General features: G+C 67.1%; 24 protein-coding genes, 1 pseudogene and 1 riboswitch. Of the genes and pseudogenes, 20 read left to right on the top strand and 5 right to left on the bottom strand.

Going from position 1 to position 24,952, the window contains the following annotated elements; genetic code table 11:
• Window positions 1-2: 2 nt before the first annotated feature.
• The 7 genes from ACTJLD_RS04190 (at window position 3) to arsH (ending at window position 7,877) form a co-directional block, all read left to right on the top strand.
• Window positions 3-1,541, top strand: a complete 1,539-nt coding sequence (locus tag ACTJLD_RS04190; RefSeq protein WP_440658080.1) for an efflux RND transporter periplasmic adaptor subunit — start codon at window positions 3-5, stop codon at window positions 1,539-1,541.
• Window positions 1,538-4,744 (top strand): efflux RND transporter permease subunit, encoded by a 3,207-nt coding sequence (locus ACTJLD_RS04185; protein ID WP_440658078.1) that lies wholly within the window; start codon window positions 1,538-1,540, stop codon window positions 4,742-4,744. The genes ACTJLD_RS04190 and ACTJLD_RS04185 overlap by 4 nt, the downstream gene beginning before the upstream one ends.
• Entirely contained in the window at window positions 4,741-5,109 is a 369-nt protein-coding gene (locus tag ACTJLD_RS04180; RefSeq protein WP_091920443.1) for a copper-binding protein, read from the top strand. The genes ACTJLD_RS04185 and ACTJLD_RS04180 overlap by 4 nt, the downstream gene beginning before the upstream one ends.
• 210 nt (window positions 5,110-5,319) lie before the next feature.
• Window positions 5,320-5,652 (top strand): ArsR/SmtB family transcription factor, encoded by a 333-nt coding sequence (locus tag ACTJLD_RS04175; RefSeq protein WP_042975389.1) that lies wholly within the window; start codon window positions 5,320-5,322, stop codon window positions 5,650-5,652.
• Entirely contained in the window at window positions 5,649-6,719 is a 1,071-nt protein-coding gene (arsB, locus tag ACTJLD_RS04170) for an ACR3 family arsenite efflux transporter (RefSeq protein WP_321938155.1), read from the top strand. The genes ACTJLD_RS04175 and arsB overlap by 4 nt, the downstream gene beginning before the upstream one ends.
• A 20-nt stretch (window positions 6,720-6,739) precedes the next feature.
• Window positions 6,740-7,162, top strand: coding sequence for an arsenate reductase (glutaredoxin) (gene arsC, locus ACTJLD_RS04165; RefSeq protein ID WP_060318724.1), 423 nt, complete (start codon window positions 6,740-6,742; stop codon window positions 7,160-7,162).
• Complete coding sequence (gene arsH, locus ACTJLD_RS04160) at window positions 7,140-7,877, top strand: arsenical resistance protein ArsH (protein WP_334001819.1); 738 nt, start codon at window positions 7,140-7,142, stop codon at window positions 7,875-7,877. The genes arsC and arsH overlap by 23 nt, the downstream gene beginning before the upstream one ends.
• A gap of 73 nt (window positions 7,878-7,950) precedes the next feature.
• On the opposite strand, the gene ACTJLD_RS04155 is transcribed toward arsH, so the two are convergent.
• The gene (locus ACTJLD_RS04155) at window positions 7,951-8,961 is read right to left on the bottom strand and encodes a sodium:calcium antiporter (RefSeq protein WP_027789836.1); all 1,011 of its coding nucleotides are present in this window, start codon (window positions 8,959-8,961) and stop codon (window positions 7,951-7,953) included.
• A gap of 80 nt (window positions 8,962-9,041) precedes the next feature.
• A riboswitch (yybP-ykoY riboswitch) is annotated at window positions 9,042-9,216 on the bottom strand.
• 120 nt (window positions 9,217-9,336) lie between these two features.
• On the opposite strand from ACTJLD_RS04155, the gene ACTJLD_RS04150 reads away from it, so the two are divergent.
• From ACTJLD_RS04150 to ACTJLD_RS04140, 3 genes are read left to right on the top strand one after another with little or no spacing between them, the layout of a single operon-like run.
• Window positions 9,337-9,612, top strand: a complete 276-nt coding sequence (locus tag ACTJLD_RS04150) for a metal/formaldehyde-sensitive transcriptional repressor (protein WP_021159994.1) — start codon at window positions 9,337-9,339, stop codon at window positions 9,610-9,612.
• Between the two features lie 12 nt (window positions 9,613-9,624).
• A complete protein-coding gene (dmeF, locus tag ACTJLD_RS04145) occupies window positions 9,625-10,626 on the top strand; it encodes a CDF family Co(II)/Ni(II) efflux transporter DmeF (protein ID WP_060085724.1) in 1,002 nt (333 codons plus the stop codon).
• 2 nt (window positions 10,627-10,628) lie between these two features.
• Window positions 10,629-10,814, top strand: a complete 186-nt coding sequence (locus ACTJLD_RS04140; RefSeq protein WP_021159996.1) for a DUF1289 domain-containing protein — start codon at window positions 10,629-10,631, stop codon at window positions 10,812-10,814.
• A gap of 70 nt (window positions 10,815-10,884) precedes the next feature.
• Here the strand turns inward: ACTJLD_RS04140 and ACTJLD_RS04135 are convergent, their stop codons facing one another.
• Together ACTJLD_RS04135 and ACTJLD_RS04130 are read right to left on the bottom strand one after the other, a co-directional pair.
• Window positions 10,885-12,297: a heavy metal sensor histidine kinase gene (locus ACTJLD_RS04135; RefSeq protein ID WP_060358730.1), complete on the bottom strand. Its 1,413-nt coding sequence runs from the start codon at window positions 12,295-12,297 to the stop codon at window positions 10,885-10,887.
• Window positions 12,294-12,965 (bottom strand): heavy metal response regulator transcription factor, encoded by a 672-nt coding sequence (locus tag ACTJLD_RS04130; RefSeq protein WP_027789830.1) that lies wholly within the window; start codon window positions 12,963-12,965, stop codon window positions 12,294-12,296. The genes ACTJLD_RS04135 and ACTJLD_RS04130 overlap by 4 nt, the downstream gene beginning before the upstream one ends.
• Window positions 12,966-13,096: 131 nt before the next feature.
• On the opposite strand from ACTJLD_RS04130, the gene ACTJLD_RS04125 reads away from it, so the two are divergent.
• From ACTJLD_RS04125 to ACTJLD_RS04080, 10 genes are all read left to right on the top strand, one after another.
• Window positions 13,097-13,588 carry a hypothetical protein gene (locus ACTJLD_RS04125; protein ID WP_440658075.1) on the top strand — a complete coding sequence of 164 codons (492 nt, stop codon included), beginning with the start codon at window positions 13,097-13,099 and terminating at the stop codon, window positions 13,586-13,588.
• A gap of 90 nt (window positions 13,589-13,678) precedes the next feature.
• Window positions 13,679-13,957, top strand: coding sequence for a hypothetical protein (locus ACTJLD_RS04120; protein WP_124918205.1), 279 nt, complete (start codon window positions 13,679-13,681; stop codon window positions 13,955-13,957).
• Complete coding sequence (locus ACTJLD_RS04115) at window positions 13,954-15,450, top strand: TolC family protein (protein ID WP_440658073.1); 1,497 nt, start codon at window positions 13,954-13,956, stop codon at window positions 15,448-15,450. The genes ACTJLD_RS04120 and ACTJLD_RS04115 overlap by 4 nt, the downstream gene beginning before the upstream one ends.
• Window position 15,451: 1 nt before the next feature.
• Window positions 15,452-16,747: a multicopper oxidase family protein gene (locus ACTJLD_RS04110; RefSeq protein ID WP_440658071.1), complete on the top strand. Its 1,296-nt coding sequence runs from the start codon at window positions 15,452-15,454 to the stop codon at window positions 16,745-16,747.
• Window positions 16,748-16,815: 68 nt separating this feature from the next.
• Window positions 16,816-17,163, top strand: coding sequence for a copper-binding protein (locus ACTJLD_RS04105; protein ID WP_440658069.1), 348 nt, complete (start codon window positions 16,816-16,818; stop codon window positions 17,161-17,163).
• A 14-nt stretch (window positions 17,164-17,177) separates the two neighbouring features.
• Window positions 17,178-17,558 (top strand): copper homeostasis periplasmic binding protein CopC, encoded by a 381-nt coding sequence (copC, locus tag ACTJLD_RS04100; RefSeq protein ID WP_440658067.1) that lies wholly within the window; start codon window positions 17,178-17,180, stop codon window positions 17,556-17,558.
• Entirely contained in the window at window positions 17,555-18,496 is a 942-nt protein-coding gene (locus ACTJLD_RS04095) for a CopD family protein (RefSeq protein WP_440658066.1), read from the top strand. The genes copC and ACTJLD_RS04095 overlap by 4 nt, the downstream gene beginning before the upstream one ends.
• Window positions 18,497-18,710: 214 nt before the next feature.
• The gene (locus tag ACTJLD_RS04090; protein WP_440658064.1) at window positions 18,711-20,525 is read left to right on the top strand and encodes an ExeM/NucH family extracellular endonuclease; all 1,815 of its coding nucleotides are present in this window, start codon (window positions 18,711-18,713) and stop codon (window positions 20,523-20,525) included.
• 732 nt (window positions 20,526-21,257) lie between these two features.
• Window positions 21,258-23,102, top strand: coding sequence for a S10 family serine carboxypeptidase-like protein (locus ACTJLD_RS04085; protein WP_440658062.1), 1,845 nt, complete (start codon window positions 21,258-21,260; stop codon window positions 23,100-23,102).
• Window positions 23,103-23,145: 43 nt separating this feature from the next.
• Window positions 23,146-23,577 (top strand): hypothetical protein, encoded by a 432-nt coding sequence (locus tag ACTJLD_RS04080; protein ID WP_049098427.1) that lies wholly within the window; start codon window positions 23,146-23,148, stop codon window positions 23,575-23,577.
• Window positions 23,578-23,642: 65 nt separating this feature from the next.
• On the opposite strand, the pseudogene ACTJLD_RS04075 reads toward ACTJLD_RS04080, so the two are convergent.
• Window positions 23,643-23,882, bottom strand: a pseudogene (locus tag ACTJLD_RS04075) (helix-turn-helix domain-containing protein); the annotation flags it as partial.
• Entirely contained in the window at window positions 23,879-24,889 is a 1,011-nt protein-coding gene (locus ACTJLD_RS04070) for a GlxA family transcriptional regulator (RefSeq protein ID WP_060358737.1), read from the bottom strand. The gene ACTJLD_RS04070 and the pseudogene ACTJLD_RS04075, both read right to left, overlap by 4 nt.
• Window positions 24,890-24,952 lie beyond the last annotated feature (63 nt).

Raw genomic sequence — 24,952 nt, 5'->3', positions numbered from 1 at the left:
TCATGAAGAAGCCATCCCTGGCGCGCGCGGTGCTGTTGACGTTCGCCGCCGCGGCGCTGCTCGGCGCCGGTTACGTCGCAGGCATGCGCCATGCGGCGGGCGGCGTATCGGCCGCATCGTCCGTAGCGCCCGGCGCCGCACCTGCCGGCAAGACCGACCCGAACACGGGCCGCAAGGTGCTGTACTGGCACGACCCGATGGTGCCGAACCAGCACTTCGACAAACCGGGCAAGTCGCCATTCATGGACATGCAATTGCAGCCCGTCTATGCGGACGAGGGCGGCGGCGCGTCCGGTATCCGGATCGATCCGGGCCTGCAGCAGAATCTCGGCATCCGTTATGCGACCGTGCGCCGTCAGCAGACGGCGGCCGGATTCGACGCGGTGGGCACCACGCAGTTCGACGAATCGCGCGCGGAGGTCGTCCAGTCGCGCGTCACCGGCTACATCGATCGCCTCTATGCACGCGCACCGATGCAGCGCATCGCGAAGGGCGCGCCGGTGGCGTCGCTGTTCGTGCCTGACTGGCTCGCGCCGCAGGAGGAATACCTCGCGCTCAAGCGCGGCGGGATGGACGGCAGCCTGCTCGATGCATCGCGCGCGCGGATGCGGGCGCTGTCGATTCCCGACGGAATGATCGCGAGCCTCGACCGCACCGGCCGCGCGCAGACGCACGTCGTGCTGACCGCGCCGGAAACCGGCGTCGTCAGCGAGCTGAACGTGCGGGACGGCGCGATGGTCGCGCCCGGACAGACGCTGGCGAAGATTGCGGGGCTGTCGACGCTGTGGCTCATCGTCGAGGTGCCGGAAGCGCTCGCGCTGAACGTGCAGCCGGGGATGCCGGTCGATGCGACGTTCGCGGGCGACCCGGCGCAGCGTTTCACCGGGCGCATCCGCGAAGTGCTGCCCGGCATCAGCACGAGCAGCCGCACGCTGCAGGCGCGCGTGGAGATCGACAACGCCGCGCTGAAGCTCACGCCCGGCATGCTGATGCGCGTGCGGGTCGCCGGGAAGGCGAGCGTGTCGCGCCTGCTCGTGCCGTCCGAAGCGGTGATCGCGACCGGCAAGCGCACGATCGTCATCGTGAAGAACGGCGACGGCCGGCTCCAGCCGGTGCAGGTGACGACCGGCAACGACATCGGCGGCGACACGGAAGTGCTCGACGGGTTGAACGAAGGCGATACGGTCGTTGCATCGGGGCAGTTCCTGATCGATTCGGAGGCGAGCCTGAAGAGCGTGCTGCCGCGGCTGCGGAGCGACCCCGGCGCAAGCGGGGCGGTGACTGCCGAGCCGGCGCCGAAAGCAGCGGCCCCGATCTACGAAACCACAGGCAAGGTCGAACAGGTCACGGCCGACGACATCACGTTCTCGCATCAACCCGTGCCGGCGCTCGGCTGGGGCGCGATGACGATGACGTTCGGCAAGCCGTCGGCCGCCGCGTTCCCTGGCGTGAAGCCGGGGCAGACGGTGCGTTTCGCGTTCACGCAGACCGACGACGGTTATCGCCTGACGAAGGTCGAGCCGCAGGGAGGCGAACGATGATCGCGCGCATCATTCGCTGGTCGGTCCACAACCGTTTCCTCGTGCTGCTGGCCACCGTGCTGATCGCCGCATGGGGCGTCCACTCCGTCGGGCAGACGCCGCTCGACGCGTTGCCCGATCTGTCGGACACGCAGGTGATCGTCAAGGCGTCGTATCCGGGCAAGGCGCCGCAGATCGTCGAGGACCAGGTGACCTATCCGTTGACGACCACGCTGCTCGGCGTGCCCGGTGCGAAAACCGTCCGCGCGTACTCGTCGTTCGGCGACGCGTTCGTCTACGTGCTGTTCGACGACCGCACCGATCCGTACTGGGCGCGCTCGCGCGTGCTCGAATACCTGAGCCAGGTGCAGAGCCGGCTGCCGGCCGGCGCGACCGTGTCGCTCGGGCCGGATGCGACCGGCGTCGGCTGGGTGTACGAGTACGCGCTCGTCGATCGCACCGGCCGTCACGATCCCGGGCAATTGCGCGCGCTCAACGACTGGTTCCTGAAGTTCGAGCTGAAGGCCGTGCCGGACGTCTCGGAAGTCGCGAGCATCGGCGGCATGGTGCGGCAGTACCAGGTCGTGCTCGATCCGGACAGGCTGCGCGCGTACGGCATCACGCAGGCGGAAATCGCGACTGCGCTCGGCAACGCGAACCAGGCGTCCGGCGGCTCGGTCGTCGAGCTGGCCGAGTCGGAGTACATGGTGCGCTCGACCGGCTACCTGCGCACGCTCGACGATTTCCGGAACGTGGTGCTGCGCACGAACGACGCCGGCACGCCGGTGCTGCTCGGCGACGTCGCGCGCATCCAGGTCGGCCCCGCGATGCGGCGCGGGATCGCCGAGCTGAACGGGCAGGGCGAGGTGACGGGCGGGGTCGTCGTGATGCGCTCGGGCAAGAACGCGCTCACGACGATCGACGCGGTGAAGGCGAAGCTGGCCGACCTGAAGCGTTCGCTGCCGCCCGGCGTCGAGATCGTCACGACCTACGATCGCTCGCAACTGATCGAGCGCGCGGTGGGCAACCTGAAGGACAAGCTGATCGAGGAATTCATCATCGTCGGCATCGTCTGCGCGGTGTTCCTGTTCCATCTGCGCAGCGCGTTCGTCGCGATCCTGTCGCTGCCGCTCGGCGTGCTGGCCGCGTTCATCGTGATGCGCTACCAGGGCGTCAACGCGAACCTGATGTCGCTCGGCGGGATCGCGATCGCGATCGGCGCGATGATCGACGCGGCGATCGTGATGATCGAGAACGCGCACAAGCATCTCGAGGCGTACGACCACGCGCATCCCGGCGAACCGGTCACGGCCGCGCGACGATGGGAACTCGTCGCGACGTCGGCCGCCGAGGTCGGGCCCGCGCTGTTCTTCTCGCTGCTGATCATCACGTTGTCGTTCATCCCGGTGTTTTCGCTGGAAGGGCAGGAAGGCAAGCTGTTCGCGCCGCTGGCGTTCACGAAGACCTACACGATCGCCGCCGCTGCCGGGCTGTCGGTGACGCTGGTGCCGGTGCTGATGGGTTATCTCGTGCGCGGCCGCATTCCGCACGAGCACGCGAACCCGATCAACCGCGTGCTGATCCGCGTGTACCGGCCGCTGCTCGAAGCGACGCTCCGGCGGCCGTGGGCCGCGATCGGCGTCGCGGTCGTCGCGCTCGGACTGACGGCCGTACCGTTGTCGCGGCTCGGCGGCGAATTCATGCCGCCGCTCGACGAAGGCGACCTGCTGTACATGCCGACCGCGCTGCCGGGCCTCTCCGCCGACAAGGCGAGCGAGCTGCTGCAGCAGACCGACCGGCTGATCAAGACCGTGCCCGAGGTCGACACGGTGTTCGGCAAGTCGGGCCGCGCCGATACCGCGACCGATCCCGCGCCGCTCGAGATGTTCGAAACGACGATCCGGTTCAAGCCGCGCAGCGCATGGCGGCCCGGCATGACGCCGGAGAAGCTCGTCGACGAACTCGACCGGACGGTGAAGGTGCCGGGCCTGTCGAACGTGTGGGTGCCGCCGATCCGCAACCGGCTCGACATGCTGTCCACCGGCATCAAGACGCCGGTCGGCGTGAAGATTTCCGGGCCGGACCTGGCCGGGATCGACGCAATCGCGAAGCAGGTCGAGGCCGCGGTGAAGCGCGTGCCGGGCGTGACGTCCGCGCTTGCGGAACGGCTGAACGGCGGCCGCTATATCGACGTCGATATCGACCGGCTTGCCGCCGCGCGCTACGGATTGTCGGTGGCCGACATCCAGTCGGTCGTGTCGTCGGCAGTCGGCGGCGACGACGTCGGCGAAGTGATCGCGGGGCGCGAGCGCTTTCCGATCAACCTCCGCTACCCGCGCGAGGTCCGCGATTCGGTCGAGAACCTGCGGCAGCTGCCGGTCGTCACCGCGCGCGGCGCGCAGATCCGCCTCGGCGACGTCGCGCGCATCGCGATCGCCGACGGGCCGCCGATGATCCGCAGCGAGAACGCGCGACTGTCCGGCTACGTGTACGTCGACATTCGCGGCACCGATCTGCAGAGCGCCGTGCGCGCGATGCAGCAGGCCGTCGCGCAACAGATCGCGTTGCCGCCCGGCTATTCGATCGCGTGGTCGGGGCAGTTCGAGTATCTCGAACGCGCGGCGGCCAGGCTGCGCACCGTCGTGCCGGTCACGCTCGTGGTGATCTTCGTGCTGCTGTTTCTCACGTTCGGCTCGGCGGCCGATGCGCTGCTGCTGATGTCGACGGTGCCGTTCGCGCTGGTCGGCGGCTTCTGGCTCGTGTGGGCGCTCGGCCATGCGGTGTCCGTCGCGACGTCGGTGGGTTTCATCGCGCTCGCAGGCGTGGCCGCCGAATTCGGCGTCGTCATGCTGCTGTACCTGAAGGGCGCGCTGCAGCGCCGGCTCGATGCCGGCGAACCGCTGACCGATGCGCTGCTGCTCGACGCGATTCGCGAAGGCGCGGTGCTGCGCGTGCGGCCGAAGGCGATGACGGTCGCCGTCGTGCTCGCCGGCCTCGTGCCGATCATGGTCGGCCACGGCGCCGGCTCCGAAGTGATGCAGCGCATCGCCGCGCCGATGGTCGGCGGCATGGTCACGGCGCCGCTGCTGTCGATGTTCGTCATTCCCGCCGCCTGGCTCCTGCTTCAGCGCCGTCATGCGCGAAGCACGGGCCGCGTGCGGCATTCCGATGCAGTACCTCACGGCACGAACGTGCCATCCATCCCAACCGGAGAATCACGATGAAGAAGTGGATCACTGTCACCACCACCGCAGCCGTTCTCGCGACCGGCGCTTTCACCGCGCCGGCCTTCGCCGCCGGCGACATGCCCGGCATGGACATGCCGGGCATGAAGATGTCGTCGGGCAGTGCGGCCGAGTCGAACGCCGCGCTGACCGATGCCGAAGTGAAGAAGGTCGATGCCGCGAGCGGCAGGATCACGCTGAAGCACGGCGCGCTCGACAACGTCGGGATGCCGCCGATGACGATGGCGTTCAAGGCGAAGGACGCGGCGATGCTCGAGCACGCGCATGCGGGCGACAAGGTCAAGGTGCGGATCGAGAAGGTCGACGGCACGCTGACGATCGTCAAGCTCGTGAAGGCGTCCTGACCTGACGGCGCGCCGGTGCCTCGCCTATCCGTGAACCGGGGCGGCGGCCGCACCGGCGCCGCGCATGTCGGGCCGGATGCGGCTCGCGCGGCGGCGTTCGGCGATGGGCGGCGGGTCGGGTGCAGCCCGGTTATGCCGTTCGACAGGGGCTCGGCGCCTTTATTTCAACAATTCTTGAAATATGGAAATGAAGACGCTATCCTTCGCGCCATGGACTCCAATCTCGTCGTGCGCGCCCTGGGCGCGCTTGCTCATGAAGCGCGCCTAGCCATCTTTCGCGCGCTGGTCGTCGCCGGGCCGCAAGGGCTGCCGGCCGGTGCGATCGCCCAGCAGATCGGGCTGTCGCCATCGAGCCTGTCGTTCCATCTGAAGGATTTGTCGCATGCGGAGCTGGTCACCGCGCGTCAGGACGGCCGGTTCATCTATTACGCGGCGAACTTCGAATCGATGAGCGGCCTCATCGGGTTCCTGACCGAAAACTGCTGCGCCGGCGCTGCGTGCGGCGTGCCGGCGGCGCCGGCCTGCTGCGGGGACCGCACATGAGCGGCTCGAACGCGGCCCCGTCGCAAGCCGCGGCGGCCAGGCCCGCCATCGGATCATTCGAGCGCTACCTGACCGTCTGGGTGGCGCTGTGCATCGTGCTCGGCATCGCGCTGGGGCTGGCACTGCCGGGGCTCTTTCAGCGCATCGGCCGCCTGGAATACGCTCAGGTCAACCTGCCCGTCGGGTTGTTGATCTGGGTGATGATCGTGCCGATGCTCGTCAAGGTCGACTTCGGCGCGTTGCATGAGGTTCGCCAGCACATGCGGGGGATCGGCGTCACGCTCGTCGTGAACTGGCTCGTCAAGCCGTTTTCGATGGCCCTGCTCGGCTGGCTGTTCATCCGGCAGTTGTTCGCGCCGATGCTGCCGGCCGACCAGATCGACAGTTATATCGCCGGCCTGATCCTGCTGGCCGCCGCGCCGTGCACGGCGATGGTGTTCGTGTGGAGCCGGCTGACCGGCGGCGATCCGTTGTTCACGCTGTCGCAGGTCGCGCTGAACGACAGCATCATGGTGATCGCTTTCGCGCCGCTCGTCGGCCTGCTGCTGGGGATGTCCGCCATCACGGTGCCATGGGCGACGCTGCTCACGTCGGTCGTGCTCTATATCGTCATCCCGGTGATCCTCGCGCAAGCGTGGCGCAGGCTGTTGCTCGCCAGGGGGCAGGCGGCGTTCGACCGCGCGATGGCGAAGATCGGCCCCTGGTCCATCGCCGCGCTGCTGGCCACGCTGGTGCTGCTGTTCGCGTTCCAGGGCGAGGCGATCCTGAAGCAGCCGCTGGTGATCGCGCTGCTCGCGGTGCCGATCCTGATCCAGGTGTTCTTCAACGCGGCGCTCGCCTATGGGCTCAATCGCGTCGTCGGCGAGAAACACAGCATCGCGTGCCCGTCGGCGCTGATCGGCGCGTCCAACTTTTTCGAGCTGGCCGTGGCGGCTGCCATCAGCCTGTTCGGCTTCCACTCGGGCGCGGCGCTCGCGACCGTCGTCGGTGTGCTCATCGAGGTGCCGGTCATGCTGCTCGTCGTGCGCGTCGTCAACCGTTCGAAGGGCTGGTACGAGCGCGCGTGAAACCATTCAGGATTCCGGAAATGACCGACATCACGATCTATCACAACCCCGATTGCGGCACGTCGCGCAATACGCTGGCGATGATACGCAACAGCGGCGTCGAACCGCGCGTCGTGCTGTACCTCGACACGCCGCCCGGGGAAGATGAATTGCGCGCGCTGATCGCGGCGATGGGCATCCCCGTTCGCGACGTGCTGCGTCGCAAGGGCACACCGTATGACGCGCTCGATCTCGACAATCCGAAATGGAGCGACGACGATCTGATCGGCTTCATGGTCGCGCATCCGCTCCTGATCAATCGCCCGATCGTCGTCACCCCGCTCGGCACGCGGCTGTGTCGCCCGTCCGAACGGGTGCTCGATATCCTGCCCGATCCGCAGAACGGGCCGTTTGCGAAGGAAGACGGCGAAATCGTGATCGATGCGGAGGGCAAGCGTGTCTGACTGCCTGAACGATCTCCCGCAACTCGACGCCGCGCTCTTTCGCGTGCCGGATGCGAGCCAGCTGCAACCCGCGCGCCCGTCGACGCATCCGCCACGCATCGTGCTGCTCTACGGGTCGTTGCGCGCGCGTTCGTTCAGCCGGCTGCTGGTCGAGGAGGCGGCGCGGCTGCTGACGGCTATGGGCGCCGATGTCAGGATCTTCAATCCGTCCGGCTTGCCGTTGCCCGACGATGCACCCGAGCATCACCCGAAGGTGGCGGAGTTGCGCGAGCTCGTGCAATGGTCGGAGGGCATGGTGTGGTGCTCCCCCGAGCGGCACGGCGCGATGACCGGCGTGATGAAAGCGCAGATCGACTGGATTCCGCTGTCGGTCGGCGCGGTACGGCCGACGCAGGGCAAGACGCTGGCGGTCATGCAGGTCAGCGGCGGATCGCAATCGTTCAACGCGGTCAACCAGATGCGGGTGCTCGGGCGCTGGATGCGCATGCTGACCATTCCGAACCAGTCGTCCGTCGCGAAGGCGTTCATGGAGTTCGGCGACGACGACAGGATGAAGCCGTCCGCGTATTTCGACCGGGTCGTCGACGTCATGGAGGAACTGGTCAAGTTCACGCTGCTCACGCGCGACGTCGGCGCGTACCTGACGGACCGGTACAGCGAGCGCAAGGAAAGCGCCGAACAGCTGTCGCAGCGTGTGAACCAGGCGCGCATCTGAACCGCTCGCGGGCACGCGGCGCGATGGTGCATCGTTCGCACCGGAGCAGCGTGCCCGTACCGGGCGAGCCGGGTCACCGGGCCAGTGTCAGGAACAGATAGGCTGCGTAACCCGCGCCGTTCGCCAGCAACGCCCAGATCGCGAGCCCGCGCGTGCGCGCATTGACGCGCAGCCATGCCGCCGCCGCGAGCGTGACGATCACGCCGGTCAGCACTTCGAGGCGCGGCTCCCACGGCGTCAGCATGATGCCGATCGCCGGCAGCAGCGTCCCCTGGAACACCATCGCGCCGGTGATGTTGCCGAACGCGAGCGTGTCCTTCCCGCGGCGGATCCACAGCACGCTGTTGACCTTCTCTGGCAGCTCCGTCGCGATCGGCACGATGATCAGCGACAGCAGCAGGGCCGATACGCCGAGCACGTGCGATACGCCTTCCACGCCGTGAATGAAACCCTTCGCCCCGCCGACCAGCAGCGCGACGCCGATGAGCAGCTGCAGCGCGATGGTCGCAAGATTGGTCGGCACGCCCAGGCGCGACAGGAACATCTTGTGCGGCGCCTCGGTGCCATGCCCGGCATCGACGAGCTGGTTCGACGCACGGAACGTCATCACGACATACATCACGTAGATCCCGACCAGCATCGCGGCGAGCAGCGCACGCACGGCGCTGTTGTGATGCGGGACGAACATCGCGGCGGTGGCCAGCGAGAACGCGGCGAGGAAGTAGTTCAGGTCGCGCACGAAACCCGTCCGTTCGGGCGCGATCGTGCCGCGCGGCCCGCGCGAGCGGATCACCGCGAGCGTCATCAGGAACGTGGTGAGCGTGGCGAGCATCAGCGGCGCGCCGAGAATCGCGCCGACACCGATCTCCTCGTTCACGGCCGGGTTCGCCGTGCCGCCGGCGAGCGCGAGCAGCGGCACCATCGTTTCGGGCAGCGCGGTGCCGACGGCGGCGAACAGCGAACCGGTGACGCCTTCGGAAATCTTCAGGCGTTCGCCGAGATGTTCGAGCGCATTGGTGAAGACCTCGGCGGCGACGAGGATGACGATCAGCATGACCGCCAGTTCGACGAACATGAACGTCATGCGGCACCTCCGCAGGCATGCGTGCGGACGGGGACGGCGGCGAAACGCGGGGAGAGGGCGGCGGGGAACATGGGGACTCCGTGGTCGGACGTTGACGAACCATGGCACATCCGCCGACGTCCGACCAGGAACGACGCGATGTGCCGATGGTCTCGCCAGGCCGATCAGGCTGAACGCGCCACGGCCGCAGGCCGAGTGTGTTGACGCGTTCGCTTTCCGGAGACGGAAAGCAGACTACTCCCCAAAGACGAAAGGCAGTCTAGCCGAGCGGGTTGCTTTCGACAAGCCTTCAACTCGAAAAAATATACCCCTCTCTCCTATACGGGAACCCTTCCGGATATATACTCCCCCTCCCTATTCAGGAGCCCGTCGTCGATGAGCCATACCGTTCGTGAAAAACAGAAGCTGCTGAACCGCGTGCGCCGGATCAAGGGCCAGGTCGAGGCCATCGAGCGCGCGCTCGGGGAGGAGCGCGGCTGCAACGAGGTTCTGCAATTGATCACGAGTTGTCGCGGCGCGATGAACGGGCTACTGGCCGTCGTGCTGGAAGACCACATTCGCGAGCATCTGGTCGATGCGCACGAACCTGACGCACACGAAGGCAGCGCGACCGAGCAGCTGATCGACGTGGTGCACAGCTATTTCAAATAATCGAGGCAGGACATGAACGCTTTCCGGGATGACGCGTTCGGCGCGGGGCACGACCATATCTTCCTCGGTGCGGCGCACGAGCAGAACGAACGCAGGACGTGGATGGTCATCGGCCTGTGCTCGGCAATGATGGTGGCCGAGATCGTCGGCGGCACGCTGTTCGGGTCGCTCGCGCTCGTCGCCGACGGGTTGCACATGTCGACGCACGCGGGCGCGATGCTGATCGCCGCGCTGGCCTATACCTATGCGCGCAAGCATGCCGACGATCCGCGCTTCGTGTTCGGCACCGGCAAGCTGGGCGACCTGGCCGGCTTCACGAGCGCGATCGTGCTCGCGATGATCGCGATCCTGATCGGCTACGAGGCCGTTGCGCGTCTGCTGGCGCCCGTGCCCATTCATTTCGGCGAAGCGATTCCGATTGCCGTGCTGGGGCTCGCGGTGAACCTCGCCAGCGTGTGGCTGCTGAGCGGCGGCCATCACCACGGGCATGGGCATGGTCATCATCATGGGCACGACCACGACCATGATCACGACGATGACCATCATGCGCATCACGGTCACGGTTCGCACACGGCAGCCCATCGCGACCACAACATCCGGTCGGCCTACGTTCACGTGATTGCCGACGCGGCCGTGTCGGTGCTGGCCATCGTCGGCCTGCTGCTTGCACGTGCATTTGGCTGGGTCTGGATGGACCCCGTCGCGGGCATTGTCGGCGCGCTCGTGATCACGAACTGGTCGTACGGGCTGATGCGCGATACCGGCGGCATCCTGCTCGACGTCAACGTGGATCGCAAACTGGCGGCGCGCATACGTGATGCGATCGAGGCGCTGGGCGACAAGGTCAACGATCTTCACGTGTGGCGTGTCGGCCCGGGCCACATGAGTGCGATCGTGTCGGTCGAGACCGTCGAGACGGTGCGCGACGCGCGTTTCTACCACGCGCTGATCGAGGGTTTCGACGGCGTGTCGCACGTGACCGTCGAAGTGATGACGCCTGCGAAGGCGGCCTGACCGTGGCCGTGAAATCACCCTGTATCGAACTGTGCGCGTTCGACGGCCGGACGGGCTTTTGTGTCGGCTGCCTGCGCACGCGCGACGAGGCGCGTGACTGGAAGAAGCTGACCGACCATCGCCGGCACCAGATACTGAACGATCGCAATCGCCGCCAGGCGAAAATCCGGCGCGAACCGGGGGAGTGAAGGGGCGTCGTCGTGCTTCGCCTGGTGTCGCGCCGGCCGTCATGCCGACGCGACACGCGCGGGAAACGGCTTACCCCTCGACGCCGCGCGGAAAATGCAGCGCAAACGTCGTGCGCCCGTCACGGCTTGCGACCTCGACCTTGCCGCGATGCAGCTCCATGATCGATTTCACGATCGCGAGCCCGAGGCCCGCGTTGCGCGCCGCGCCGTGCCGCGACGAATCGATGCGGTAGAAGCGCTCGAAGATCCGTTCGACCTGTTCGGGCGGAATCGCGGCGCCGCGATTGGTGACTTCGACGACCGCATACCCGCCTTGCGTGGACACCGCCAGCTCGATCGTCGACCCGGCTTGCGCGTGTTCGAGCGCGTTCGACGCGAGATTGCTGACGGCGCGCCGGAACAGCGTCGCATCGGCGGCGACGGTCGCTTCGCCTTGCACGTCGATGCTTACGCCGGCTTCATCGGCAAGCGCCTGGAAATACGACGCGAGCCGGCGCAACTCGCCGCCCGCGTCAAGTTCGCTGGTTTTCAGGTGCTGACGCGCATTGTCGGTGCGCGCGAGAAACAGCATGTTCTCGATCATCCGCTGCAGCCGTTCGCATTCCTCGATGTTCGAATCGATCAGCGCTTCGTATTCCTCGGTCGTGCGCGCGCGCGACAGCGTGACCTGCGACGAACTGATCACGTTGGCGAGCGGCGTGCGCATGTCGTGCGCGAGATCGGACGAGAACTGGGAGAGCCGCACGAACGCGCGTTCGAGGCGGTCGAGCATCCGGTTGACCGACGTCGCGAGCTCACGCAGCTCGACCGGGCCGCCCCGCGCGTCGAGCCGCGCGTTCAGGTTGTGCGCCTCGATGCGTGACGTCTGCCGGCCGAGGCTCTCGACCGGGCGCAGGCCGCGCGACGCGACCGCGTAACCGAGCGCGCCGACCAGCAGCGCGCCCGCGGCCGCCGCGAGCCAGATGTCGACGCGATAGCTTTCGAGCAACGACTGGCGATCGGTCGCCGTGCGCGCAAGCGCAACCTGGATCGCATCGCCGGACGGCAGCGTGGCGCGCGCATACACGCAGCGCGACGTGCCGATGCCGGGCGGCGCGCACGTGAACGGGGTGCCCGCTGCGCTGGCCGGATGGGGCGCGGCGATCACCGACGCCAGCGTGTGGCCGGCTTCGTCGGAATGCTCGACGAGCGCGCGGTTCCGCGCGTCGTAGATGCCGAGATAGACGCCCGGATGCGACAGCAGCACTTCATGAAACACGGCCGGATCGGCGCGCAGCGCGGCAGCCGAGCCGCTCGCGTGCGCAAGCTGCAGGAACTGGTTGAGCTTGCCGGAAATCTCGATGTCGTCGCGCCGCGTCAGCTCGGCGGACAGCGAGCGATACAGGTACGCGCCGGTCAGCGCGAACACGAGCGCGGCGACGACGGCGAACGCCAGCGTCAGGCGCCGCAGCAGCGAATACGAGGCCGGGCTGCTGCGCGTCACGAACGATCCTCGAGCACGTAGCCCATCCCGCGGATCGTGTGGATCAGCTTCTTCTCATGGGCGTTGTCGATCTTCGCGCGCAGGCGCTTGATCGCGGCATCGACGACGTTCGTGTCGCTGTCGAAATTCATGTCCCAGATCTGCGACGTGATGAAGGTGCGTGTCAGCACTTCGCCTTCGCGTTCGGCGAGCAACTGCAGCAGCGCGAATTCCTGCGCGGTCAGGTCGATGCGGGTGTCGGCGCGCCGCACGCGGCGGCGGATCAGGTCGACTTCGAGATCGGCGACATGCAGGATGTCGCGTACGTTGCGCGGCGCGCGTCGCAGCAGCGAGCGGATGCGCGCGAGAAACTCGGCATACGCGAACGGCTTGAGCAGGTAGTCGTCGGCACCCAGCTCGAGCCCGGCGACTTTGTCCTCGATCGCCTCGCGCGCCGTGAGCAGCAGCACCGGCGTCTGCTTCTGCGCGCGCAGGCGCCGGAGCACCTCGAAGCCATCCATTTCCGGCAGCATCACGTCGAGCACGACGAGATCGAAATCCTCGTGCAGCGCAAGGAACAGCCCGTCCTTGCCGGTTTCCGCGATGTCGACCGTGTAACTCGCCTCCATCAGCCCTTTCCGGAGGTACGACGCCATCTTGGGTTCGTCTTCGACTATCAGTATCCGCATGGTGAGGCAGGCTGTCCGTGATTCCAGCCGGTCAGTGTAACGCGTGAGCATAGGGCGCCGAGCGTGCGCGGAGAATGACCGCCGGATGACGGAATTGTCATGAAGCGCTTGCAGCGCGTCGCCCGCGTTTCATGAAAATCCGGTCATGTTTCGGCCATGTCGTCGTCACCGCGACGGCGATAAGCTGCGGCCGTCTTGTTCCCCGGCACGCGCTGTCACGGCGCCGCGCCGGCCCATCCGGTCGTTGCCTGCCTGATTCCGCATCCATGTCGTACTGGCGCAAATTCCTCCTCGTCGTGCTGCTGGCGCTGAGCCTGCCGATTCAGTCGTTCGCGACTGTTTCGATGCAGTGCGAACGCGCTGCCGTCGCGCCGATGGAAGCGGCGTCGCACACAATGCCGGCCGCGCAGGACGGCCATCACGACGCCGACAGCCACGCCCGGCATGCGCCGGCGTGTTCCGCGTGCGTGTCCTGCTGCGTCGGCGCCGGCATGTCGGGCGCGCCCGCCGTTCCCGCCGCGGCCGGCGTTCGCGCGGCGATCGTCTCGCCACCGCCCGCGGCCGGGGTCGTGTCGTTCCTGACCGGCGGCATCGACAGGCCGCCGCGCCGGCTTCTCGTCTAGACCCCGCCCGCGGCCCCGACCGGCCGTGCTCCGCAATCCGCTCCGGCGGCGGCATCCCGCCCGCCGGACGACTCACGACGAGACCCATTCATGCGATTGATTACTGCGGCGCTGCTTGGCGCGGCGGCCATCGTGCCGTCGCTCGCGCCTGCGCAAACCCCGCTGCCCGATCCGGCGGACGCCGCCGCGGCGGTGCCGGACGTCACCGTGACGTCCGCATTCGACGGCTACCGGCCGTATCGGGACGACGAAGGCCCGGGCTGGAAACAGCTGAACCGCGACGTGACGGAACGGCCCGCGAAGGGGCGCACGACCGGTCGTGCGGCTGGCGGCGCTGCCCGTTCGATGCACGAGGAGGCCGCGCGATGACGATGCTGTCGATCTCGCCGAGGATCGGCGCGGCCGCGGCCGTGCTGGCCTTCCTCGCCGGCTGCACGACGTTTTCGAAGGACGGCGGTTTCGACGCGGTGTCGTCCGTCGCGTCGGAGCGCATCGGCAAGGACGCGGTCGTGGTCAGGACCGACGCCGACCGTGAAGCCGTCGACACGCGCACGAAGGAATTGCTCGCCAAGCCGCTGTCGATCGACGATGCGGTGCAGGTCGCGCTGCTGAACAACCGCGGCCTGCAGGCGTCGTACGCGGAACTGGGGCTGTCGGAGGCCGATCTCGTCCAGGCCGGCCGGCTGCCGAACCCGCGTTTCGCGTTCAGCCGCACACGCGCGGGCGACGGCGAGCTGACCCTCGGCCGCACGTTCTCGGCGAACGTGTTCGCGCTGCTGACCCTGCCGCTTGCGACGAACATCGAACGCCGCCGCTTCGAGCAGACCAAGCTCGAAACCGCCGACGCGATGCTGAAGGTGGCCGCCGACGCGCGCCGCGCGTATGTCGAGGCCGTCGCGGCCGAACAGGCCGCGAACTATGCAGGGCAGGTGCGCGATGCCGCGAGTGCGGCCGCCGAACTGGCGCAGCGCATGCGGCAGGCCGGCAACTTCAGCCGCCTCGATTACGCGCGGGAGCAGGCGTTCCACGCCGATGCGGTCGCGCAGCACGCGAAGGCGCGCCAGCAGGCCGTGGCCGCGCGCGAGAAGCTCACGCGCGCGATGGGGCAGTGGGGCGAACGCACGCAATACACGCTGCCCGAGCGCTTGCCCGACCTGCCGAAAGCGCGGCCGAACCTGCCCGATCTCGAACGCTTCGCGATGGGCAACCGCCTCGACATCCAGGCCGCGAAGCTGCAGACGCAGGGTGTCGCGTCGTCGCTCGGCCTGAGCAAGGCCACGCGCCTCGTCAATGCGGTGGATCTCGGCTACGTGAACGACTACGAGACCGGCAAGGGTCACGAGCACGGCTTCGAGATCAGCGTCGAGATTCCGCTGTTCGACTGGGGCGGCGCGAAGGTCGCGCGGGCGGAGGCCGTCTACATGCAGTCGGCGAACCGGCTCGCGAAAACGGCCATCGACGCGCGTTCCGAAGTGCGCGAGTCGTATGCGGCCTACATGACGAGCTACGACGTCGCCACCCACTATCGCGACGAAGTCGTGCCGCTGCGCAAGACGATCTCGGACGAGCTGCTGCTGCGCTACAACGGGATGCTCGCGAGCGTGTTCGAGTTGCTGGCCGATGCACGCGAGCAGGTCGGCGCGGTGAACGGCTACATCGATGCGCTGAAGGACTACTGGCTCGCCGAAACCGATCTGCAGATGGCCGTCGGGGGCCGGCTCCCGACGCCGGGCGACGTGCCGCATGCGACGCCATCTGCCCGGCCGGAATCCGCTTCCAATGCCGACGCTGCGCCGCAGCCGGCTTCCACTCCCGCGGCGCCACCGGCGCCCGCGACGCAAACGCATCCTGAAGGTCATTGACATGGTGTCCCGTCGACAATTTCTCAGCCACTCGGGCGCCGCGCTGCTCGGCGCGGCGATGGTCAGCAAGGCCGGCGCCGCGTCGTTGCCCGAAGCGCCCACGATGACGAAAACCGGCACGCAGCCGCCGCTCGTGCCGCCGAACGGCCGGCCGTACACGCCCGTCGCGACGCTGAACGGCTGGACGCTGCCGTGGCGGATGAAGAACGGCTGGAAGGAGTTCCACCTGACGGCCGAGCCCGTCGTGCGCGAGATGGCGCCCGGCATGAACGCGAACCTGTGGGGCTACAACGGCCAGTCGCCCGGGCCGACGATCGAGGCCGTCGAAGGCGACAAGGTGCGCATCTTCGTGACCAACCGGCTGCCCGAGCACACGACGATTCACTGGCACGGGCTGCGGCTGCCGAACGGGATGGACGGCGTCGGCGGCCTCACGCAGCCGCATATCCCGCCCGGCAAGACCTTCGTCTACGAGTTCCAGCTCGAGGCGCACGGCACGTTCATGTATCACCCGCACGCCGACGAGATGGTGCAGATGGCGATGGGGATGATGGGCATGTTCATCGTGCACCCGAAGGATCGCGGCACGATGCCGGTCGATCGCGACTTCGTGTTCCTGCTCGCCGCGTACGACATCGACCCGGGCAGCTATACGCCGCGCGTGAACGAGATGACGGACTTCAACATGTGGACGTTCAATTCGCGCGTGTTCCCGGGCATCGATCCGCTGCCGGTGCGCGCGGGCGACCGCGTGCGGATTCGTTTCGGCAACCTGACGATGACGAACCATCCGGTCCACCTGCACGGCTACAGCTTCGAAGTCGCGGGCACCGACGGCGGCTGGATTCCGCCGGCGGCGCGCTGGCCGGAAGTGACGGCCGATGTCGCGGTGGGCCAGATGCGCGCGATCGAGTTCACCGCCGATCGCCCGGGCGACTGGGCATTCCACTGCCACAAGTCGCATCACACGATGAACGCGATGGGCCACCAGGTGCCGAATTTGATCGGCGTGCCGCAGAAGGATCTCGCGCAGCGCATCGGCAAGCTTGTGCCCGACTACATGGCGATGGGCAGCACGGGCGGCGCGATGGGCGGCATGGAGATGCCGCTGCCCGACAACACGCTGCCGATGATGACGGGCACGGGCCCGTTCGGGCCGCTGGAGATGGGCGGCATGTTCACGGTCTGCAAGGTGCGGCAGGGCCTCGGCCGCAACGACTATCGCGATCCGGGCTGGTTCAGGCATCCGAAGGGCACCGTCGCGTACGAGTACACCGGCGAACTGCCGGACGGTTGAGCAGCAGCATGCGGCGGCCGTACCGATACGGCCGCCGGTTTCCATTCACTCACACGGGAGTCGACACGATGAAGCAGGGACTGGTTTTGATGGCAACGGGTTGGACGCTGGCGTTTTCCGCCGCGTCGTACGCGGCCGGCGACATGGCCGGCATGGACATGAGCGGTGGCGCGAAGCAGGAAGCCGCGGCAAAGCGGAGCATGTCGCACGGCGAAATCCGCAAGGTCGATACGGCTGCGGCCAAGCTGACGATCAAGCACGGCCCGCTCGAGAACCTCGGGATGGACGCGATGACGATGGTGTTCAAGGTGAAGGACCCGGCGATGCTGTCGCAGGTGAAGGTGGGCGACAAGATCGACTTCGTCGCCGAGGACGTGGGCGGCGCGCTGACCGTCGTCGAGCTGAAGAAGCCGTGACGCGAGGCATGAACATGAAGATCACGACTCTCAGGCGGCTGGCCGCCTTCGCCGCGGCCGGCACGATCGTCGCGGCCGCGCCGGTCGCCGCATCGGCGCACGGCAAGCTGGAAAGCGCCGCACCGGCTGCGGGCAGCACGGTCGACACGGCGCCCGACACGTTGCGGCTTGCATTCAACGAAGACCTCGAACCGACGTTCAGTTCGGTGAAGGTGTCGGACGCGAACGGCAATGCCGTCTCGCAGGAAAAGGCGAAGGTCGATGCGTCGAACCCGCGCGTGATGACCATTGTGATGCCGAAGCTCGCGCCGGGCGCGTACACGGTGCAGTGGGTCGCGATGACGGCCGATGCGCATCGCACCAAGGGCACCTATACGTTCAAGGTGAAAGGGTGAACGACGGCTTCGTCGGTCTCCTGCGGCTCGTGTCGGTGGCGATCCAGAATGCCGGGTTCGCCGTCGTCGTCGGCGCGTTGCTCGGCAGCCACTGGCTCGCGCGCGGCGCGTCGGCGTGGCAGCACGGCATCGGGCGGCGGCTCGTCGCGACGCTGCGCATCGCGTCCGTCGTGTCGCTGCTTGCCAGCATCACCGCGTTCTGGGCGCACTGCGCGCTGATGAGCGACGTGTCGATGCTCGACGCCGGACCGTCCGTCCGCGCGATGCTCGCGGGCACGGGGTTCGGTCATGCGTGGCTGGCCGGCGCCGTATTCATGCTCGTCGTCGTGCTGCTGTCGTTCGTCAGGCGAGCGCACGATTCGCGCTTTCCGTTCGCGATCTGGGCCGCGCTCGCCTGTGTCGCGCTCGCGCGAAGCAACGGCGGGCATCCGGTCGACGCAGGGCTGTTCAGCGTGCCGGTATGGGTCGACTGGCTGCATCTGCTGGCGATCAGCGCATGGGTCGGGCTCGTGCTCGTGACGGCGTTCGGCGTGATGTCGCGGCTCATCGGCATGCCCGTGAGCGAACGCACGACGGGCGCATCGTTCGTGCAGTCGCTGTCCGATGCATCGACATATGCGCTGATCGTGCTGTTCGCGACCGGCGCGTACAACGGCTGGCGCGGCGTCGATACGCCCGCCAACCTGCTCGCGTCGACGTACGGGCAGATCCTGCTGCTGAAGCTCGCGCTGGTGCTGATCGCCGCGGCGCTCGGCGGGCACAACCGCTTCTTCGGGATGCCGAAGCTGTTGGCCGCGCTGAAGGATCCGGCCGCTGCGATGCCGGCCGGCCCGCTGCGGCAATTCGGTGCGGTGCTGCGGATCGAGGCGGTCGTGCTCGGCGGCGTGCTGATGGTGGCGGCCGTGCTCGTGTCGAGCGCATTGCCGGGGACGGTTTAGCGCGGCGGGCCATGCGCGAAGGCACGCGGGGGAGTCGTCGGGAGCACGACGAATTTATTGCCGGACGATTTCCCCGCATTTTCAGGCCAGAACATGCGATCGGTGGCGATCGCAGCGTGATGACGACGATTACATCGACCTGTCTTTCGATTACCAAAAACTGTCATTGAGCGCCGCTAAGCTTTCGCCACCCTCACAACCGGGATTCCCCGTCATGCGCTCGACAATCCGCCTCTTCACCCCGCTATTGCTGCTCCCGACGCTCGCCGCGCCGGTTTTCGCCGCCACCGCCGCGCCCGTCAGCCCGAACTGCGGCGGCAGCACGACGCCGATCGCCGATATCCAGGGCCCGGGCGCGCCGTCGCCGCTCGCCGGCCAGAACGTGTCGATCGAAGCCGTCGTCACCGCCGATTTCGGCGGCACGGACGGCTTCGGCGGCTTCTTCGTCCAGCAGGCCGATGCGCAGCGCCGCAACCAGCCGGGCGTGTCCGAGGGCTTGTTCGTCTATGCGCCGAAAGTGCGCGCGAAGGCCGGCGACCTCGTGCACGTGACGGGCAAGGTCGAGGAGAAGTACGGGCAGACGCAGCTCACGCAGTCGGGCGCGATCGCGGTGTGCGCGAACGGCCAGGCCGTCACGCCCGCGACGCTCACGCTGCCGGTCGACAGCCCGAACGCGTTCGCCGCGTATGAAGGGATGCTGGTGCGCCTGCCGCAGACGCTGAACGTCACCGACAACTACGAACTCGGCCGTTACGGCAGCGTGATGCTCAGCAACGGTCGCCTGCGCACGCCGACGAGTGTCGTGCCGCCCGCGCAGGCACAGGCGCAGATCGATGCGAACGCACGCAACCGTCTCGTCCTCGACGACGGCTCGAACAAGCAGAACCCCGCGACCGTGCCGTATCCGGCGCCGGGCCTGTCGGCCGCGAACACGCTGCGTGCGGGCTACACGGTGCGCGACGTCGAAGGCGTGCTCGAAGTGCGTTACGGCGCATGGCGCGTGCAGCCGCTGCCCGGCGCGGCCGTGCCGGCATTCGACGCGCGCACGAACCCGCGCACCAATGCACCCGCGCGCGATCCGAAATCGAACCTGCGCGTCGCGTCGTTCAACGTCCTCAACTACTTCAACGGCAACGGTCTCGGCGGCGGCTTCGACGATCCGAACAACCGCGGCGCGAAGAACTTCCAGGAATTCCAGCGCCAAGAAGCGAAGATCGTCAGCGCGCTGAAGGCGATCGACGCCGACGTGATCGGCCTGATGGAAATCCAGAACAACGGCTACGGCGAGCTGAGCGCGGTGCGCCAGCTCGCGGCGAAGCTCGGCAACCACTGGCGCGTGGTCGATCCGGGCGTGTCGCGCCTCGGCGGCGATGCGATCGCGGTCGCGCTGATCTACGACAGCCGCAAGGTCGAGCCGGTCGGCCGCGCGGCCACGCTCGCGATCGACGACAAGAACCGCCAGCCGCTCGCGCAGTCGTTCCGGCTGGTCGGCGGCAACAAGCAGTCGCTGACGGTCGCGGTCAACCACCTGAAGTCGAAGAACTGCCCGGACGCCACGAACGACGATCTCGACCAGGGTGACGGCCAGGGTTGCTGGAACCCGACGCGCACGCGCGCGGCGGCGAAGGTGGCCGACTGGCTCGCCGGCAACCCGACGGGCGTCGCGGGCCAGGGCGTGCTGCTGATCGGCGATTTCAACAGCTACACGTATGAAGACCCGATCCGCACGCTCGAATCGCGCGGCTACCGCAATCTCGTCGCGCGCTGGATCGGCGCGAATGCGTACAGCTACGTGTACAACGGCGAAGCCGGTTATCTCGATCACGCGCTCGCGACACTGCCGCTCGCGTCGCACGTGAAGGCCGTGCACGAATGGCACATCAACGCGGACGAACCGCTCGCGCTGCAGTACACGCTCGCCTACAAATCGGCGGAGCAGCAGAAGACGTTCTACGCGCCGGATGCGTATCGTTCGTCGGATCACGACCCGGTGCTGATCGATATCGCGCTGCCGGGCGGCGGCCATTGAGCGCGGGTTGAACCGGCTTCGCGATGGACGACGTGCGGCACGTGCGCACGTCGTCGCGCGGGCGGCGGCGGATGAATCGCACGCCGCTCGCGCATCGACAAACCCGGCCGGATATCGGGTAAATAATTCCACTGGAACCGAGGCAATTCCGCGAAATCGGTATTTTATGGATGGCGGGGATGCATAAGCCCAGGATTGAAGAATGATTGAAGTGAATCGAATCTTCTAATCAAGCCCGCATTTCGCCGCAATGCATTAATCGATTGGCGATAATAAAAATGAAAGAAAAATCCTGTCGATCTGAAGGTATTGAGCGTGCTGCATCAATGCAGTAAAGGCTTCGTCGCTGTGCGCGAAAAGTAAAATATTCGGCGCGGCATTGCCGACAAGACGCACCTTGCACGAATAATCCCGTTTTCTTTCAAATGCCAGACACTGGCGGTCCTTCGCATCATTGCGGGATTTTTAATATCGGAATGATCTTTGACAACGCGGCGCAGCACCGCCTATTTTGTCGATGTCGTAAATTTCGGTAATCAGAAAAGAAGTCCAAACTGCAGGGGGCGGTTCAAGCACGATTCTCGCCAGCAGTTTGCTGTGTCTGTATCACGTTCAGTCTCTTGAAGCAGTCCGATCCCAACCGCCTTTGCGCGAGTGGCGGGTGTTGCTGCGCGTCTCGCCAGTGAGGGCGGCCTTTGTGAAGCGGTATCCGAACCAGCCACAAGGAACGAGATGAAACCAGACAGGAGCAGTACCGGCAGCCATGGCCATCGCGGCCGGATGGCCGGGCTAGGCGCATTGACCGCGATGACACTCGCGCTCTCGGCGTGCGGCGGCGACGATTCGTCGTCCGTCGGCGCATCGAGTCTCGCGCAGACAACGGCCAGTCAGCAGGCCAGCGCGCAAGCGGCCAGCAGCCAGACACCGGCGGCCAACCAGCCTTACATCGACCAGGTCGCCTATTCGTTGAACGCGAGCGATGGCCTCGCGCCCGCCCAGGTGTCCGAGAAAGCGGCCGTCATGCATTACCAGTGGAAAAACGGCGGCACGACCGTCAACTACACGACGACCACCGGCCACCTGACCGCGCAGGACGCGAACGGCAATGCGGAGGCGTCGATGTCGTATGTCGCGTACACCGCACCGAGCACGAACGGCAAGCCGCGCGCCGTCACGTTCGTCTATAACGGCGGCCCCGGCTCGTCGTCGATCTGGCTGCGTCTCGGCTCGTTCGCGCCGACCCGCGTGGCCACGCCCGATCCGGGGTTCGGCAGCAACTGGCCGAACTATCCGCTCGTCGACAACGCCGACAGCCTGATCGACACCACCGACCTCGTGTTCATCGACCCGCCCGGCACCGGGCTGTCGGAAGCCGTGTTGCCGAACACCAACCAGAAATACTGGAGTTCCGACGCGGACGTGAACATCATGCGCGACTTCATCCAGCGCTACCTGAACGTCAACAGCCGCAGCACGTCGCCGATCTACCTGTACGGCGAATCGTACGGCACGCCGCGTACCGACATGCTCGCGCTGGCGCTCGAATCGGCCGGCGTGCACCTGACGGGCATCGTGCTGCAGTCGGCGATCCTGAACTACTTCGCGGATGCGGTGGAAGCCGTGGCGATCACGCAGTCGACGGAGGGGCTGCTGCTCGAAACCGATACTGTGGCCGGTTACCTGCCCGGTTATGCGGCGGTCGCGGCGTACTTCAACCAGGTTTCGCCGGCACCGGTGAACCAGGATCTGTACGCACTGCAGACGGAACTGTTCACGACGCTGATCTACAACCAGCTGCAGAAGTATTCGCAGTCGTGGGTGTTGAGCCAGCTCGGCATTCCGGATGCGCTCGGCACGCCGGTGTTCCCGAGCGACGCGACGCTCAAGCTGTGGTCGATCCCGTCGAGCCTCACGCAACAGGCGCTGCGCGGCTACTTCAACGCGAATCCGTTCGGCACGAGCCTGCTGCCCGGGACGACGATCGGCCGGTATGACGGACGCGTGTCGTTGCCGAACTCCGATCCGCGGCTGCAGAACGACGGCGACCCGTCCGACATCCTGATTTCGCAGCCGTTCACGAACGCGCTTGCGACGCAGATGCCGGATTACCTCGGCTATACCGCGCCGAACGCGACGTACCTGCCGCTGAACGACAACATCATCGGCGTCTGGGACTTCTCGCACGACGGCCAGCCGATGCCCGACACGATCCCCGATCTGCTCGGTGCGCTGCAGCTCAACCCGAAGCTGCGCGTGCTCGCGGAGAACGGTTTCCACGATCTCGCGACGCCGTTCTTCAACACCGAGAAGCAGCTCGCGCGGCTGCAGACGGTGAAGGGCCTGAATCCGAAGCTGCAGGTGAACTTCTTCCAGGGCGGCCACATGATCTACCTGGACGACGTTGCCCGTCCGCAGATGAAGCGGGACCTGAAGACGTTCTACAAGGGCGCGCGGATTCCGACGGCACTGACGCTGCACACGCTGCCGCCGCCGTGGCCGGATGAAAACCCGCCGGGCGTGCCGACCGGCAGCGTCCCGGGCGCGACGGCCGCGACGACGCTGGCGGCGGCCCCTTGAGCGACGGACTCCTTGTCAAAGGAACCCTCTATTCATCCATTGAATGCGAGTGATCATGTCCCTAATCAATTTGATGCGGCGTATGTCCCCGTTGATCGTCCTCGGTGCCGTGATGAGCAGTGCCCACGCGTTGCCGCCGCAGTCGGTGGCGCCGGTGAAGCTGCCGCACGGCGGGCACGGTGTCGACGGTCCGTTCTTTCCTGCCACGCGGGCGGCGCCGGTGCTGCCGTCGACCGGCGCGACGTTGCAGCAGCAGGCGCAGCAGCGTGTCGATGCGCGGCTCGGCGCCAATACGGTGCTGAGCAACGGCGCGGCCGTGACGAAGGCGCAGGCGCAGAGCAGCGGCCTGGGCTTCGTGTCGAAGCACTTCGACGAGATCGATGCGAAGCACACCGGCCGCGTGACGATGAGCGATGTACGGCAGTTCATCCGGCAGCGGCAGGTGCAGGCACAGCAGGATCAGCAGGACGAGTGACGTAGCAGGCAGGGCGGCGGCCGGTGCGGAATCGTTCGCACCGGCCGCCGGAAGGTGACAAGCGTTCAGGTTGCGTGGCGCGCGTAGCGCCTCGCGGTGGCCGACGGCAACTCGCCGGACATCGCGCGATAGTCCTGCGCGAAACTGCTCAGGTGCCGGAAGCCCCATTTGGTGGCCGCGGACGTCACGGAATCGCCGAGCCGAAGCTCGCGGCGTGCGTGATTCAGGCGCACGGCCCGCAGGTACGCGTCGGGGTTCAGGTTCAACGTACGCTGGAACGCGTATTGCGCGGTGCGCCGGCCTACGCGATCCGCTGCCGGTCGCGCCTCACGCCGAAGCGTGCGCGATAGTCGCGCGGCGAGACGCCGACCTGCTTCGCGAATGCGCGCTGCAACGCGTCGACGCTGCCGAATCCCGACCGCTCGGCGATCCGCTCGAGCGGCCAGTCGGCCCGCTCCAGCAGCGCCTTCGCACGCTCGACGCGTGCCGCAAGGACGAACTGCGCGGGCGATTGTCCGGTTTCCTTGAGGAAGTTGCGCGCAAACGAGCGTTCGCTCATGTGCATCCGTGCGGCCAGCGCGGCGACGCCGAGATCGCCGGTCGGATCGTCGGCGATCCCGGTGAGCAGCGTCCGCATGCGCGGCGTCGCGTTGGCCTGGATATCGAGCCCGACGCTGAACTGCGCCTGCCCGCCGGGACGGTGCACGAACAGCACGAGTTCGCGCGCGACCGCTAGCGCGGTCGGCGCGCCGCAGTCCGCCTCGACGAGTGCAAGACACAGATCGATGCCGGCCGTCACGCCGGCCGACGTATGAAACGGCGGATCGCTCACGTAGATCGCGTCCGGTTCGATTCGCGCGTCGGGGCACAGCGCCTGCAGCGTCGCACACTGGTTCCAGTGCGTGGTCGCGCGCTTGCCGTCCAGCCATCCGCCCGCGGCGAGCACGAACGCACCCGTGCAGATGCTCGCGATTCGCCGCGTGTCCGCGATTCGCGTGCGCAGCCAAGGCAGCACGCCGGCTTCCGACGCGGCGTGTCGCAGTGCCGCTTCATTGCCGCCGGCGACGACGATCGTGTCGATCTGTCCCGGCAGTGCCGCCAGCGGGGCCGTACCGGCGAGGCGCAGGCCCGCGTGCGTGACGATGTCGTCGCCGTGTTGCGACGCGAGCGTGAGCCGGTACGGCAGCGCATGGTCGGGAAGATGACGGTTCGCGACCGCGAACACTTCCATCGGGCCCGTGATGTCGAGCGACTGGACGCCTTCGAAGCCGACGACAACGATGTCGCGTGCCGAACAGGTTGACTGGGACATGGCGGAAAGTGCGGTGGAGTTGTCCTTGTGACCGCGAGCATGATCCTTGTAATTTTCCGGACG

Source organism: Burkholderia sp. 22088 (assembly GCF_052045915.1).
Taxonomy (GTDB): domain Bacteria; phylum Pseudomonadota; class Gammaproteobacteria; order Burkholderiales; family Burkholderiaceae; genus Burkholderia; species Burkholderia cepacia.
This window is presented reverse-complemented; position numbering and strand designations above follow the sequence as displayed.